Origin of the sequence: Anaeromyxobacter sp. K (genome assembly GCF_000020805.1) — a bacterium.
In the GTDB taxonomy this organism is placed as follows: Bacteria; Myxococcota; Myxococcia; order Myxococcales; family Anaeromyxobacteraceae; genus Anaeromyxobacter; species Anaeromyxobacter dehalogenans.
This window is the reverse complement of sequence record NC_011145.1, coordinates 2,946,840-2,960,410: the sequence shown is the minus strand read 5'-3', so window position 1 is coordinate 2,960,410 and position 13,571 is coordinate 2,946,840. Positions and strand designations below refer to the sequence as shown.

Sequence of the window (13,571 nt, the reverse complement as noted above, 5' to 3'; positions counted from 1 at the left end):
GGCGAGGCGCGGTCACCTGGCCCCGGCCCGCCCGCGCCGATGAGCGACGCTCAGGTCGTCGCCACCAGCAGCTCCTCGGAGTTGCTGGGCAGGCGCATGCCGTCCGGGCGGTCCGCGAAGTAGCGCGCGCTGAGCGCGTCCGCCGAGACGTGCCTCGCCGCGGCGAAGCCCGCGTCTCGCGCCAGGGCGAGCATCTCCCCGGGCTCGAAGAAGCTCAGCCACGGCGTGCCGCTCGCGCGCGCGCCGCGCGCGGCGGCCTCGACGCCCGGGCGGATCGCCGGCTCGACGCGCTCGATGGGCAGCATGAACGACATGACCAGGGTCGAGCCCGCCGCGAGCGAGGCGGCGGTGCGGAGCGTGGAGGCGATGGCCTCCCGGGTGAGGTACATGCTGACGCCGGTCGACGCGACGACCGCCGGCCGCCCCGCGTCGAAGCCGGCGCCGGCGAGGCGGGCGAGCCAAGGATCGCCGTGCTCGAGATCCACGGCTGCGAACCGCAGGAACGGCGGGACGGCGAGGCCGAGCTCGTCGAGCCGCCGCCGCTTCCAGGCTTGCGTCGCCGGCTCGTCCACCTCGAACACGCGCAGCCGCGCGCCGAGCTCCGGCCGGCGCAGCGCGAACGTGTCCAGGCCGGCCCCGAGGAGGACGTACTGCCCGACGCCGCGCGCGACCTGCTCCTCGACGAGGTCCTCGACGAAGCGCGCGCGGGCCACGATCGACGCGCGGAACGGACGCGTGAACGCGCCCATGTCGGGCCGCAGGCGCCAGCCTTCCTCCGGGCCTGCCAGCGCGAGGCCGACGGTGTCCTCGAGCACGTGCGGCGGCGGGTCGGCGAGCACGTGCAGCGCGCGCCACAGCGCCACGCGCACTGCGGTGGGATCGGGGACGTGCCTCGGGCGCTCGGACATGCTGCGGTTCCGGAAGGGCGGCAGGTGGCGCCGCGCTCGCGTGCTACGGCGACCAGCCGGGCAACGCCGCCGCCTGCTTCACCCAGCTCGCCAGCTGCGTCTCGTCGAGGTCGTCCTCGTGGAGGTCGATCCAGCGCGCGTCCTTGCCCGTGCCTCCGGGGGGAGCGGGGCGCAGGGACGTGCCACGGAAGAGGGTCACCTTCACGTACCGGGAGAAGGTGTGGAACGACAGGAACCAGCCCTGGCCCTCGACGCCGTAGAAGGGCGAGTTCCACTTCACCGCCTTGCGCACGCCGGGCACGCTGCCGACGATGAGCGCGTCGAGGCGCCTCGCGACGTCGCCCTTCCAGCCCGTCAGCGCGGCGACGTACGCCTGCACCGGCGCGTCGCCGTCCGCCTTCGCGATCTGCGGGTTGCCGCCCGCGAGCAGGACCACCTTCCCGTTCGCGCGCGGCCTGGCCTTCGGGCGCGCGTTCGGCGTGCGCACGGACGTGGCGGCGGATGGGCGTCGCCGGGTGGCGCTGGACGTGGTGACCCTGGGCTTCGGTCGCGGCTTGGCTGGCATGCGCACGATTCTACTGAACGTGCGGCCGCCCGGCCCGGGCGAAGCTGGGGCCTGAAAAGACGAACAGCCCGGCGAACCGTCGAGCGACGGTCCGCCGGGCTGTCGAAGATGGCTCCCCAGGCATGACTCGAACATGCGACCCGGTGATTAACAGTCACCTGCTCTGCCAACTGAGCTACTGGGGAATGGCAGGGGCGCGAATCTAGAGAAGGGCCGGGGCGTCGTCAAGGGGGTAGCGCCCCCGGCCGGTGCATCGGCCGCGCGGGTGCCCGGTGCCGAGGCGGGCGTCCCGGCCGCCGGGGCGGGGAAGTCGTGCAGCGTGCCGCGGCCGCTATACTCCTCCGGTGATCCTGCCCGGCTTCGAGCACCGGCCCGGCCTGCACTGCGGCTCCACCGCGCTCGCGGACGCGCTGCGCGTCCGCGGCGTGGCGCTGTCCGAGCCGATGGCGTTCGGCCTGGGCGCAGGACTGGGCTTCTACTACCTCTCTGCGCCGGAGCTCTCGCCCAGCCACCTGTTCGTGGGCCGGTCCGCGCACCTGGAGCGCGCGGCCTGCGAGGTGCTCGGCCTCTCCGCCGTGGAGCGCGGCGCCGACGATCCCGCCGCGGCCTGGGAGGGCGCGCGCGCCGCCCTGGAGCGCGGGCTCGCGCCGATCCTGTCCACCGACCTGGCGGAGCTGCCGTACTGGGGCAGCCGCACCCGCTTCGGTGGCCACCGGGTGGTGCTCGCGGGGCACGACCCGGCGCGCGGGATCGCCTGGCTGGCGGACACCGACCGGCCCGGCCTGGAGGCCGTCCCGCTCGACGCGCTGGCGCGCGCCCGCGCCTCCATCGCGCCGCCGTTCGGGACGGGCGGCAACCCGTGGCTGGAGGTGGACGCGCCGGCGCCGCCGCGGCCGCTCGCCGAGGCGGTGCGCGAGGCGCTCCGCCGGCAGGCGCGCGAGATGCTGCTCGATCCGGACGGCTTCGCGGGCGTGTCGGCCGTCGAGCGCTTCGCGGCGGAGCTGCCGGAGTGGCCGGCGCGCGCGACCGGCGAGGCGGACCGGGCCTGGTGCTTCCGCTACGCCTGGCAGGTGATCGAGAAGCGCGGCACCGGCGGCGGGATGTTCCGGGCGCTCTACGCCCGGTTCCTGCGCGAGGCCGAGGCGGTGCTCCCGGGGCTCGCCGCGCTCGGCCTCCCGGACCGCATGGACGCGCTCGCGGCGGGCTGGAGCGCGCTCGCCGGGGCGATGCGGGCGGTGGGCGAGGCGCCCGGGGCGGCGGTCTCCCCGGAGCTGGCGGCGCAGGCGCGCGCGCTGGCGCAGGCGGAACGGCGGTACCACGAGGACGTGGCGGCGCGGGTGCCCTGATGACGGCGACGAGAGATCTGGAGGGCCGCGCGCGCGCGCGCTTCGCCGAGCTCCTGGGACGCGACCCGGTCCCGCTCGACCACGCGGCGCTCGCCATCGCGCAGGAGGAGTACCCGGCGCTCGAGCCCGAGGCGTACCTCACCCGCCTCGACGACCTCGCCGCGCGCGTGGTGCGGCGGGTCCCCGGCCCGGTGCGCGCGGCGTCGGCGCTCCGCGCGCTCCGCGAGGTGCTCCACGACGAGGAGGGGCTCCGCGGCAACGACGACGACTACTACGACCCCCGCAACTCGTTCCTCAACGACGTGCTGGATCGCCGCCTCGGGATCCCCATCACGCTGGCGCTGGTCTACATGGAGGTCGGGCGGCGCGCCGGGCTGCGGCTGGAGGGGGTCGGCTTCCCCGGCCACTTCCTCGCGAAGTACGTCTCGCCCGGCGGCGTGGAGGTGTTCGTGGACGCCTACCACGGCGGCGAGATGCTCTCGGCCGACGAGTGCGTGGCGCGCTACAAGGCGCGCACCGGCGGCAAGGACCTCGACGCGCGCTACCTCGCCGCGGTCTCGCCGCGCCAGATCCTCGCGCGCATGCTGCAGAACCTGAAGCGCGTCTACGCGGAGCGGAAGGACGACGTCCGGCTGTTCTGGGTGCTCGACCGCATCCTGCTGCTCACCCCGGGCCAGCGCGAGGCGCTGCGCGATCGCGGCCTCGCCGCCGCGCGGCTGGGCGGGGCCGCCGCCGCCATCCGCGATCTCGAGGCGTACCTGTCGCTCGCGCCCGCGGCGGCCGGAGACGCCGAGGAGATCCGGGCGGCCGTGGCCGGGCTGCGGGCCGGCCGCGGGGCGCTGCTCAACTGACCGGCGGCTCGCGCCCCTCCAGGCGCGGGAGCCGGAGCCGCTCCACCGGCGTGCCGCCGACCAGGTGCCGCTCGACGATCTCCGGCACGTCGGCGGGCGAGACGTGGCCGTACCAGACGCCCTCCGGGTAGACCACGATCGACGGGCCGAACGCGCACGCGTCGAGGCACCCGGCGCTGTTCACGCGCACCTGCGCCTTCAGCCCGCGCCGGGCGACCTCCGCCTTCAGCGCGGCGCGGATCGCCTCGCTCCCCTTGTTGCCGCAGGCGCCGCGCGGATCCGACGGGTCCCGGTGGTTCTCGCAGACGAAGACGTGGTGGCGGAAGCGCATGGCGCGGATCTAGCGCCGGCGCCCGCGCGCCGCCATCAGGGGTCGCGCGGCACCAGCTGCCCGCGCGGCACGACCAGCAGGGCGCCGCCCGAGACGGCCAGGTCCTCGCCGACGAGGTGCCCGGACGCCTCGCTCGCGAGGTACAGCACCGCCTGCACCACGTCGTCCACCTCGCCCAGCCGGCGGTTGGGAAGGGTGGCGGCGATGGCGGCCCCGGTCGCGTCGAGCGCGGCCGCCGCCATCGGCGTCCGGATCCAGCCCGGGGAGACCAGGTTGACGCGCGTGCCCGGGGCGAGCTCGACGGCGAGGCTCATGGCCAGCGACTGGAGCGCGCCCTTGGAGGCGGCGTAGTGCGCGTGCCGTGCCTCGCCGCGCTGGCCGGCGGTCGAGCCGATGAAGACCACGTTGCCGCGGCCGTTCCTGCCGAGGTGCGGGAGCGCCTCGCGGACCAGGTAGAACGCGCTGAACACGTTGACGCGGAAGATCTCCTCCAGCCGCTCGGCCTGGAGGGTCGCGATGGGCGCCTCGTTCCAGATCCCGGCCGAGTGGACCAGCTGGTCGAGGCCGCCCAGCGCGGCGGCCGCCTCGCGCGCGCAGGCGACGCAACCGGCCTCGGTGCCGAGGTCGGCGCCGATCGCCACCGCCTGCCCGGGGTGGCGCGCCGCGAGCGCCGCGGCCGCGGCCCGGTGGGACCGGTACTGGACGGCGACGCGCGCGCCCTGGCCGAGCAGCGCCTCGGCGATGCCGAGGCCGATGCCGGAGGAGCCGCCGGTCACCAGGGCCCTGCGTCCCGCGAGATCGGCGTACCGCGCCACCACGGTCATCGCGCCCTCCTGCCGCGCCGGGGCGCCGCGCGCCGGGCCGGCGCCCACCGCGCGCCGTCCAGCACGTCGAGCACCTGGACGAAGCTGGAGATGGCGAGCGGCCAGCGCCCCTGCGCCTCGTCGGCGACGTGACGCTGGGTGATCTTCCGGGCGGAGATGACCGCGAGCCGGTCGCGGTACTCCTTGGACACGTAGGTGCCGTACTCCGCCCATACGCCCACCGCGCCGCACGCCTGCGCCACCGCCATGTCCTTCTTGACGTTGTCGCCGACGTAGATCACCTCGGGGCCGCGCAGGCCGAGGTCGGAGAGGATGCGCCGCAGGCCGGCCGGGTTCGGCTTCTCGGCGTCGCGCGGGAGCTCCACCACCGGCGTCTTCCCGCGGTAGTGGCCCTCCTCCTCCTTGCGCCGGATCTCCGGCGCCACGTTCTCCGGGAGCGGGAAGAACGGCAGCGTGTAGAGCGCGTCGAAGTGGCCGTCGAGCTTCAGGTGCTTCAGGCGCAGCTCGGCCGCGTTCCGCGGCGCGTCGGTGAGCGCCACCACCTTCAGCCCTCGGGCGCGGAGCTGGTCGAGCGTCTCGCGCACGCCGGGATAGGGCTTCAGGTACCGGTCGCGCGCCGCGCGAAACGCGAGCCGGGCCGGGTCAACCACCAGCGCGTTGAACGAGTCGAAGTCCGCCTCGTACGGCCGGAAGATGTCGGACAGCTGGATCGCGAACGGGTACTCGTTCGACTCGTACTGCGCGTACACCGCCTTCAGCGACTGGACGATCCGGATGCGGGGCAGCCCGGTGGTGGCGACCAGGGAGTCGATCATCGCCTCCAGGGCGGGGACGATGTAGTCCACCCACGGATACAGCGTGTTGTCGAGGTCGGTGACGACCGCCCGGATGCTCGGCACGCGCGCATGGTAGCCGGGTGGGGCCGCAGCCGCCACCGGGGACGCGCCTTCGCGCGGTCCCTTGCTAATATCCGCGCGTGACCGCGAACGAACGCTTCCAGGTGATCACGCCCCTGCACGACGCCGCCGGCTGGCGGCGCGCCCTCGCGGTGGACCGGCGCGGGGGCGCCCCGCGCGCGGTGGTGCTCGCGTACGCGCCTCCGGGGCTCACCGACGACCCGGCGCGACTCGCCGCGCTGGTGCGCGACGCCGAGGCCGCCGCGCGGGTGCACCACCCGAACGCCGTCCCCGTCCTCGGGCTGGAGACGCTCGGCGAGGCGCTGGTGGCAGTCGAGGCGCACCGGCGCGGCGCCACCCTGCGCGCGCTGCTGGACGGCGGCGGACGCCTGCCGCCCGAGCTGGTCCTCCGCGCCGGGCTCGACGCCTGCGCGGCGCTCGCGGCCGTCCACGCGGTGGACGCGGGGGAGGGCCAGCCGCTCGCCCACGGCGCCCTCGCGCCGGAGCGGGTGCTGGTGGCCGACGATGGGTCCTGCCTGCTGTCCGGGCTCGGCACCGGCGGCGCGGGGACCCCGGCCGGCGACCTGCGCGCGCTCGGCGCGATCCTGCACGAGTGCCTGGCGGGCGAGCCGCCCCCGGCGACGCCGCTGCCGCTGGAGGGGCCGGGGATCCCGCCGGCGCTCGCCGCGGTGGTGGACCGCGCGCTCGGGGCCGGCGGCCACGAGCCGTTCCCGTCTGCGGACGCGCTCGGCGAGGCGCTGGCGGGCGCGCTGCCCGCCGCACCGCCGGAGGCGATGGCCGCGTACCTCGAGGCGATCCTTCCGGCCGGGGAGGGGGAGCGCGGGGAGGTGCTGCGGATGGTGGCCCGCGCGCTCTCGCCGGCGGGCGCCGAGCGCGCCGTGCCGGTGCGGCCCGCGCCGGAGATCACCGCCGAGGTCTCGGCGGAGCTGGTGGCGCCGCTCCCGGCGCGGCGGCCGGCGGCGGTGGTCCAGCCGGCCACGGTCCCGGCCCCGGCCGCGCCCGCGGCCGCGGTGGCCGCGCCGGCCACGGCCTCCGCGGCCCTCGCCGCCGCGGCCCTCGCCGCCGCGGCGCCGGTCGAGCTCCCTGCGCCGGTCCTGGTCGGTTCGGCAGCGGCCGCGGCCCAGCCCGCGATCACGCCGGCCCAGCCGCCGGCGCCGGTGTCGCTCGCGCCGCCACCCGACGCCGCCATCACCTTCGCCGCGCCCGCGCCGCCGCCGCGGTCGGCGCTGCCGATCGTGCTCGGGATCGCGGTGGCGATGGCCGGGGTGGGCTTCGGGATCGGCTTCGTGCTGTCCCGCTCCCAGCCGCGCGCCGCCTCCACCGCCGCCGCGCCGATCGCCGCAGCCCCGGCCCCGGCGCCCGTCGCCGCGCCACCCGCGCCCCGCGCCACCGCGCCCGCACCGGAGCCTCCGGCCGACGCCGCGCCGGCGGAGCGCGCGCCGGCTGCCCCAGAGCCGCGCCGCGCGGCGGCGGCCCCGGCGCCCTCGCTCGCGATCACCGCGGAGCCGGAAGGCGACGTCTACGTGGACGGCAAGCGGGTGGGGCGCAGCCCGGTGACGGTGCCGGTGTCGAGGGGCGACCACCGGGTCCGGCTGCGCAACGCGGCCGAGGGCGTGGACGTGCAGAAGCGGGTCACCGCGCGCGGGCCGGGCACGGCCGTGCGCTTCGCGCTCGGCCGCGGGGTGCTCGCCGTGACCGCGCCGCCGGGCACCGAGGTCCGGGTGGACGGGCGGCGCGTCGGGGAGGGGAGCGTCAAGGTCCAGCTCTGGGAGGGCGCCCACCTGGTGGAGGCGCGCCTCGGCGAGGCCCGCGTGCAGGAGCGCTTCGAGCTCCGCCCCAACGAGACCTGGACCTACGCGGTGACGCCGACGCCGTAGCGCCCTCGACCGCGCCGCTCGTCCCGGGCGTCGCGCGCGACGGCGGCGAGGAGCCGAGGGGCTAGTGGTCGTGCCCGTGGCCCTCGGGGCCATGGGCGTGACCGTGCTCCAGCTCCTCCGCGGTCGCGGCGCGGACGTCGCGCACCGTCACCTCGAAGTGCAGGGTCTTGCCGGCGAGCGGGTGGTTGAGGTCGATCACCACCGACTCCGGCTTCACCTCGCGGATCGCGAACGGCACCGGCTCGCCGTCGGCGCCCTCCGCGGTCAGCTCCATCCCGACCTGCGGGTCGAAGCCGGGCGGGAACGCCTTGCGCGGCACATCCTGCACGCCGCGCGGATCGTGCTCGCCGTAGCCGTCGGCGGGCGCGACCACCACCTTGCGCGACTCGCCCACGTCGACGCCCTCGAGCGCCGACTCCAGGCCCGGGACGATCTGCCCCTCGCCGTGGAGGTAGGTGAGCGGCTCGCCCGGCTCGGACTGGTCCACGACCTTCCCGTCCCCGAGGTGCAGCGAGTAATCGAGGCCGACGACGCTGCCCTTCGCGATCTTCATGGGCCCTCCTGAGGCCGTGGAGCTCGGGACGGCGGTGCGCCTCCCTTCGGCCGGTATTTCCCGGCCGGGGACCGGCTGGCAAGGAAATACGACCGGGGGCCCGCCACCCGCCTACCAGTAGCCCCAGCGCCGGCGGAGCACCCACTCGGCCGTCAGCACCGCCGCGAGGCCGGCCAGCGTCCACCAGCGATCCCAGATCGGCAGCGCCTTGCGGCGCCCGATCTCGACCACCTCGGGGTCCGCCAGGGCGAGGTCGGGGAGGTCGCCGCCGGGCAGCGCGGAGAACGCGCCCCCGGTCGCCTCGGACACCGCCTGGAGGAGCTCCGGCCGCGGTGCCGCGTCGGCGTCCTCCGGCCCGGCGCCACGCACCGCCACCGCGGCGCTGGCCGGGTCCGCGACGCCCTCCGCGCGCGAGACCACCCGGTAGGCGCCCGGCCCGGGCGGCACGAGCTCGATCCGCGCCGTCCCGTCCTCGCCCGCCACCGCCTCGCCGTGCGCCACGGTGCGCCCGTCCTCGGACACCAGGTCCGCCGAGACCTTCTTCCCGGCGGCGGGGCCCCAGTCCGGCCCGCGCGCGGTGACGGTGAGCCCCACCGGCGCGCCGGGCTCGACCGACGGCGCGTCGGGCTCCACCTGCAGCGGCCCGAGCGACGGATCGCGCACCAGCCAGCGCAGCGCGCCGTTCCAGAAGCGCAGGTACGCGCGGTTGCCCTGGCCGCCCTCGGCGGCGAGGAAGCCCCAGCGCCAGGTGGCGTCGGTGGCGACCGCGAGCGTGCGCCCCTGGCCGACCTCCCGCACCGCCACCAGCGGCGCCGCGCGGCCGCCCACGCTCACCGCGGGCGCCTCGAGCAGCACCGACGCGCCGGCGCCCGGCGGCAGGGCGCGGGTGAGGTTGACGGCGGTGACCGGCGGCAGGCCCGCCCAGGCGGCCTCGTTCGGCGCGTCGCCCGGCGCGAGCGCGGTGACCGGGTGCCGCTTGCCCTCGGCGGTCAGCCGCGGCCGGAACTCGCCCTCGGCCTCGCTGGTGCCGTCGAGCGGCGCCACCGGCAGCACCTCGGCGAGCGGCGTCTGCCCGTAGCGCCCGTCGCCGAAGCTCTGCTCGCCGCCCACCATGGCGAGCGCGCCGCCGCCGCGCACGTAGTCGCGCAGGTTCGGCAGGTAGCGGTCGATCTCCAGGCCGCGGTACGGCCCGTAGGCGAAGTCCACGAACAGCACCGCGTCGAACGTCCGGAGCTGCTCGCCGAAGATCTCCGCGACCGGGAACGGGATGAGCGAGAGGTCCTCCTGCGGGCCGGGCTGGTCGGCGTTGGTCCGCAGGATGAAGAAGCTCACCAGGTCCACGTTGGGATCCTGCTTGAGCAGCCCGCGCAGGAAGCGCACGTCCCAGCTCGGCCGGCCCGCCACCATCAGCACGCGGACGCGGTCCCGGATGACGCGGAGCACGAACGAGCGCTGGTTGTTCTCGGTCACCGCCTCGCCGGGCAGGACCGGCGCGGCCACGGTGAACACGAACGTGCCGGTCTGGTCGGGCGCGAAGGACAGGGGCACCGAGTAGCGCTCCTTCCCCGGCTCGAGCCGCACCGTCGCCTGCGCCACCACCGCGCCCTCGCGCCGGAGCACCACCCGCACGTCCTGGGCCTCCAGGCCGCGCGCGCGCAGCGTCGCCTCGACGGTCACCGTGTTGCGGACGAACGCGAAGTCGTCCACCGCGACGCGCTCCACCGCCAGGTCGCGCGGCGCGCTCCGTCCCACCGCGACCGCGCTCACCGGCACGCCCAGCGCGCGCAGCCGGGCGCGGGTGGCGCCGGAGAGCCCGTCGGCGAGCGCCGCGTTGTCGGCCCCGTCGGACACGACCAGCGCGCCGGCCAGCCGGCGGCTCGACGCGCCCGCGCCGGACGTCACCGCCTCGAGCGCGCCGAGCAGGTCGGTGCGGCCCGCCGCGGGCTCGAGGCCGCGCACCGCCTGCGCCGGGTCCGCCGGCGCCACCTCGCCGCCGAACCCGTACCACTCGAGATCGACCCGGTCGGCCAGCCGCTCCAGCTCGGCCCGGTGCTCGCGCAGGAACGCGCCCGCCGCGGCCGCGCGCGACGGACCGCCCGGCTCGAGCGGGAACGCCATCGAGCGCGACGCGTCCACCAGCACCGCGAACCGGTTGCGCACCCGCGCGGTCTGGAGCAGCTCCAGCGCGGGCTCGGCGAGCAGCGCCAGCGCCAGGGCCGCCGCGACGGCGCGGAGCGCGACGAGCGCGGCCTTCCGCGCGCGCCGCGGCTCGCCGGCGAGGCCGCGCCAGGCGAGCGCGATCGAGGCGAGCGCCGCGAGGCCGAGCAGCGCGAGCGCCCACGCCGGCAGCGGGGTGAGGGCGGTGAGCCGCCAGGCGTTGAAGGTCTCGCCGTCCACCGCCGCCTAGCTCCGCCGCCGCAGGATGAACGGCAGGTGCACCGCGTCGTCCTTGTAGTCGGTGCACAGCGCGTACATCGCCAGGTTCACGCCGGTGCGGAACGCCGCCTCGCGCTGCGCCTCGCCGCCGGGGGTGCACGGGTACTCCCAGTCGCCCAGCTCGCTCCGCGCCCACGCGCCGCCGAGATCGTTCTGCGAGTAGACGACCGCCAGCCGGCCGTCGACGGCCTGCGCCTCCAGCCACGGCTTCACCAGCACGCGGCCGCCCTGCCGGTCGAGCAGGTAGAACGTCTTGTGGAGCACGTGCTCGCGGGCCACCGGCTGCAGCGGCGAGGCGGGCAGCACCTGGGCGAGCTCGCGCCGGACCGCCGCGTCGAAGCCGGTCCCGTCCGACGCGTCGGCCGAGTCCACCAGCAGGAACCCGCCGTACATGAGGTGGCGGCGGAGCGCGGCCCGCTCCGGCTCGGAGAACGCGGGCAGCCCGCCGGCGCCGGCCAGGTAGAGCATGGGGTGGCGGTGCAGGCCCGGCCGATCGAGGCGGACCGGCACGGCGTCGGCGGCGGGCTCGATCGAGGTCCGCCGGCCGAGCTCCCAGCCGAGCCGGCGCAGCGCGGTGGGCCGCGGGTTCCAGTTGCCCCCGTGCTGGACGTGGCCGATCTGCAGCATCGCGTCCGGGGTCAGCGCGCGCGCGCCGCGGGGCAGCGCGGCCGCGACGGCCGCGGCGGCGGCGCCCTGCAGGAAGCGTCGGCGCGAGATGGGGCGCGTGGGGCGGGGCATCGGGATGGGCCAGCGTCGGCCTGCGGCCGGACCGCGCCGCGGGCCCCCACAGTCTAGGCCGGGTCGCGCCGGGACGCCCGCACAACCCGCGCCCGCGGCGGAGGCCCGCCAGAGGCCCGTGCTACAGTCCGCCGCCATGTCGCGCAGGGACAGGGGAAGCACCGGCCCGGGCGGACGGATCGCCGAGCTGCTGGAGGTCGGGGATCACCGGGGCGCCGCCCTCGAGGCGCGGCGCGTGCTCGCGGATCCGGACGCCAGCGAGGTCGCCCGGCGGACCGCCGGGGACGCGCTGGCCTCCTTCCGGCCGGACCCGGCGGCGCTGGCGGTCGGAGCCGCCGGGGTGCTCGTCGCCGTCGCGCTGACGCTCTGGACCGTGCTGGGGGCGGGGTGACCGGGGCGCTCGCGGCGGCCATGCCGGTCGGCCCGCTGGGCGACGCGCTGGCGGGGCTGGTGCGGGTCGCGCTGGCGACCCGTGCGTTCGGCTGGCCGCTGGGCCTCGCGCTGGTGGTGGTCGGGCTCGCGGCCCTGGTCGCCTCCGACCGGCTGCGGCGCCCGGCCGCGGCCGTGGGGGGCGCTGCGGTGGGGGTGCTGGCGGCGCTCGCGGCGCGGCGGCTCCTCGGCCCACAGCTGGAGCTCTCCGCCGTCGCGTCGGCCGGGCTGGGCGCGGCGGTGCTGGGCGTGGCCTGCGCGGCGATGCCGCCGCTCTTCCCGGCCGCGGCCGGCGCGCTCGCCGGCGCCCTGGCCGGGGTCCACCTGCCCATCGGCGGGCGGGCGGCGGTCGGGGCGGGGCTCGGGGCGCTCGCGGCGGCGCTGCTCGCGCTGGCGGCGTCCCGCGCCGTCGCGGTGGTGCTGTGCGCGCTCTCGGGCGGCCTCGCGCTCGGCGTCGGGCTCCTGGCGGCCGCCGGGCCCTGGCCGCTCGCCTCCGAGCTGGCGATCCGGCCGTTCGCGCTGCTCGGGTTCGCGGTGGTCGCGGGCGTGGCGGGCGCGGCGTTCCAGCTCGCGCGCGGCGCGGCCGCGGCGCGTCCGGGGCCGGGCGCGCTGCGCGACTAGCGCGCCGCCCGGCGCGCGCGGGCGCGGTCCGGGCGGTGCACGTGCCTCAGGTCTCGGGCGGCCCGAGCAGCTCGAAGTCCGGGATCTCGGCGCGGAGGAACTCGCGCAGCCGCCCGGTCAGCTTGGCCTCGATCTGGCGGGCGCGCTCGCGGGTGAGCCGGAAGTGGTCCCCCACCTCCTGCAGCGTGAGCGGCGGCGTGCCGTCGGGCGGCAGGAGGCGGTGCTCGAAGATGTACCGCTCCTTCTCGTCGGTGAGCGTCCCGGAGAACGCGTCCAGCTTCTCGCGGAAGATCCGCCGGAGCTGCTCGTCGCCGAGCGCGGCGTCGGGGGACGGGCCGCCGTCGTCGGCCAGCCGGTCGAGGCGGTTCTGGCGGCCGTCGTCGCCCTCGGTGCCGACCGGCGCGTCCAGCGAGAGGTCGTCCGCGGCCATGCGCGCGCTCATCTCCTCCACGTCCTTCTCCTCGACCTGGAGGTTCTTCGCGAGCAGCCGCGGCGTCGGCTCGATGCCGCGCGCGAGCAGCTTCTCGCGCTCCTTGGAGAGGTTGAAGAACAGCTTGCGCTGCGCCTGGGTGGTCCCGAGCTTCACCAGCCGCCAGTTCTCCATGATGAAGCGGATGATGTACGCGCGGATCCACCAGGCCGCGTAGGACGAGAGCTTCACGCCCTTCCACGGGTCGTACTTCTTCACCGCCTGCATGAGCCCCAGGTTGCCCTCCTGGACGAGATCCAGGAGCTGGAACGCGGTGCGGCGGTACTCGTGGGCGATCTTCACCACCAGTCGCAGGTTCGACGCGACCAGCCGGTAGGCGGCGTCCACGTCGCCGGTCTCGCGGTACTGGACCGCGAGCGCGTGCTCCTCGTCCCGCGAGAGCACCGGGTGGCGCGCCACCTCGGCCATGTACGCGCGGAGCGGGTCGTAGCGGACCAGCCCGCCCTCGGAGCGGTCGCGCGCCTCCCCGGCGGCCGGGAGTGCCGGGCGGCCCTTCGTGGAGCGGTGACGCGTCTCGTCCGACATGGGGAGTCCGGGCTGCCACGGGAACTGGCGGCCGCGCAAGTGCGTTGTGATATAGGTGTCGCGGCTCGCGCGCAAGGCGCGAGACGACACGTCGGCGCATGGCGGTTTTCGCGGAGCGGCGCGGGCCCCGATCACGCATCGGGGCTGGCGCGGAACCAGG

The 13,571-nt window shown here is 77.1% G+C and carries 14 protein-coding genes and 1 tRNA gene; 5 read left to right on the top strand and 10 right to left on the bottom strand.

Annotated elements, in window-relative coordinates; translation table 11 throughout:
* Positions 1-50: 50 nt before the first annotated feature.
* The 3 genes from ANAEK_RS13340 to ANAEK_RS13330 form a co-directional block, all read right to left on the bottom strand.
* Positions 51-908, bottom strand: coding sequence for a class I SAM-dependent methyltransferase (locus tag ANAEK_RS13340; protein ID WP_012526660.1), 858 nt, complete (start codon positions 906-908; stop codon positions 51-53).
* A gap of 43 nt (positions 909-951) precedes the next feature.
* Entirely contained in the window at positions 952-1,473 is a 522-nt protein-coding gene (locus ANAEK_RS13335) for a DUF1801 domain-containing protein (protein ID WP_232288211.1), read from the bottom strand.
* Positions 1,474-1,582: 109 nt separating this feature from the next.
* Positions 1,583-1,658, bottom strand: a tRNA-Asn gene (locus ANAEK_RS13330).
* Between the two features lie 159 nt (positions 1,659-1,817).
* Here ANAEK_RS13330 and ANAEK_RS13325 point away from each other — a divergent pair.
* The gene (locus tag ANAEK_RS13325) at positions 1,818-2,819 is read left to right on the top strand and encodes a BtrH N-terminal domain-containing protein (RefSeq protein ID WP_012526658.1); all 1,002 of its coding nucleotides are present in this window, start codon (positions 1,818-1,820) and stop codon (positions 2,817-2,819) included.
* Entirely contained in the window at positions 2,819-3,670 is an 852-nt protein-coding gene (locus ANAEK_RS13320; RefSeq protein WP_012526657.1) for a SirB1 family protein, read from the top strand. Before ANAEK_RS13325 ends, ANAEK_RS13320 begins: the two co-directional genes overlap by 1 nt.
* Here ANAEK_RS13320 and ANAEK_RS13315 read toward each other — a convergent pair.
* The 3 genes from ANAEK_RS13315 to ANAEK_RS13305 are packed head-to-tail and all read right to left on the bottom strand — an operon-like array spanning position 3,663 to position 5,724.
* Positions 3,663-4,001: a ferredoxin gene (locus tag ANAEK_RS13315; protein WP_012526656.1), complete on the bottom strand. Its 339-nt coding sequence runs from the start codon at positions 3,999-4,001 to the stop codon at positions 3,663-3,665. The genes ANAEK_RS13320 and ANAEK_RS13315 overlap by 8 nt on opposite strands.
* A 35-nt stretch (positions 4,002-4,036) precedes the next feature.
* The gene (locus ANAEK_RS13310) at positions 4,037-4,825 is read right to left on the bottom strand and encodes an SDR family NAD(P)-dependent oxidoreductase (protein ID WP_012526655.1); all 789 of its coding nucleotides are present in this window, start codon (positions 4,823-4,825) and stop codon (positions 4,037-4,039) included.
* On the bottom strand, positions 4,822-5,724 hold the full coding sequence (locus ANAEK_RS13305; protein WP_012526654.1) for an HAD family hydrolase: 903 nt from the start codon (positions 5,722-5,724) through the stop codon (positions 4,822-4,824). Before ANAEK_RS13305 ends, ANAEK_RS13310 begins: the two co-directional genes overlap by 4 nt.
* A 77-nt stretch (positions 5,725-5,801) precedes the next feature.
* Between ANAEK_RS13305 and ANAEK_RS13300 the strand changes: the two genes are divergently transcribed.
* On the top strand, positions 5,802-7,619 hold the full coding sequence (locus ANAEK_RS13300) for a PEGA domain-containing protein (protein WP_012526653.1): 1,818 nt from the start codon (positions 5,802-5,804) through the stop codon (positions 7,617-7,619).
* 61 nt (positions 7,620-7,680) lie between these two features.
* Here ANAEK_RS13300 and ANAEK_RS13295 read toward each other — a convergent pair whose 3' ends face one another.
* The 3 genes from ANAEK_RS13295 to ANAEK_RS13285 all read right to left on the bottom strand — a co-directional run bounded on the left by ANAEK_RS13295 (position 7,681) and on the right by ANAEK_RS13285 (position 11,346).
* Positions 7,681-8,172, bottom strand: coding sequence for a peptidylprolyl isomerase (locus ANAEK_RS13295; protein WP_012526652.1), 492 nt, complete (start codon positions 8,170-8,172; stop codon positions 7,681-7,683).
* Positions 8,173-8,283: 111 nt separating this feature from the next.
* Positions 8,284-10,569 (bottom strand): glutamine amidotransferase, encoded by a 2,286-nt coding sequence (locus tag ANAEK_RS13290; protein WP_012526651.1) that lies wholly within the window; start codon positions 10,567-10,569, stop codon positions 8,284-8,286.
* A 6-nt stretch (positions 10,570-10,575) separates the two neighbouring features.
* Positions 10,576-11,346 (bottom strand): DUF4159 domain-containing protein, encoded by a 771-nt coding sequence (locus ANAEK_RS13285; RefSeq protein ID WP_012526650.1) that lies wholly within the window; start codon positions 11,344-11,346, stop codon positions 10,576-10,578.
* 136 nt (positions 11,347-11,482) lie between these two features.
* On the opposite strand from ANAEK_RS13285, the gene ANAEK_RS13280 reads away from it, so the two are divergent.
* Both ANAEK_RS13280 and ANAEK_RS13275 read left to right on the top strand, forming a co-directional pair.
* Complete coding sequence (locus ANAEK_RS13280) at positions 11,483-11,737, top strand: hypothetical protein (protein ID WP_012526649.1); 255 nt, start codon at positions 11,483-11,485, stop codon at positions 11,735-11,737.
* Positions 11,734-12,396: a hypothetical protein gene (locus tag ANAEK_RS13275; protein ID WP_012526648.1), complete on the top strand. Its 663-nt coding sequence runs from the start codon at positions 11,734-11,736 to the stop codon at positions 12,394-12,396. The genes ANAEK_RS13280 and ANAEK_RS13275 overlap by 4 nt, the downstream gene beginning before the upstream one ends.
* 46 nt (positions 12,397-12,442) lie before the next feature.
* On the opposite strand, the gene ANAEK_RS13270 is transcribed toward ANAEK_RS13275, so the two are convergent.
* A complete protein-coding gene (locus ANAEK_RS13270; RefSeq protein WP_012526647.1) occupies positions 12,443-13,411 on the bottom strand; it encodes an RNA polymerase sigma factor RpoD/SigA in 969 nt (322 codons plus the stop codon).
* Between the last annotated feature and the right edge of the window lie 160 nt (positions 13,412-13,571).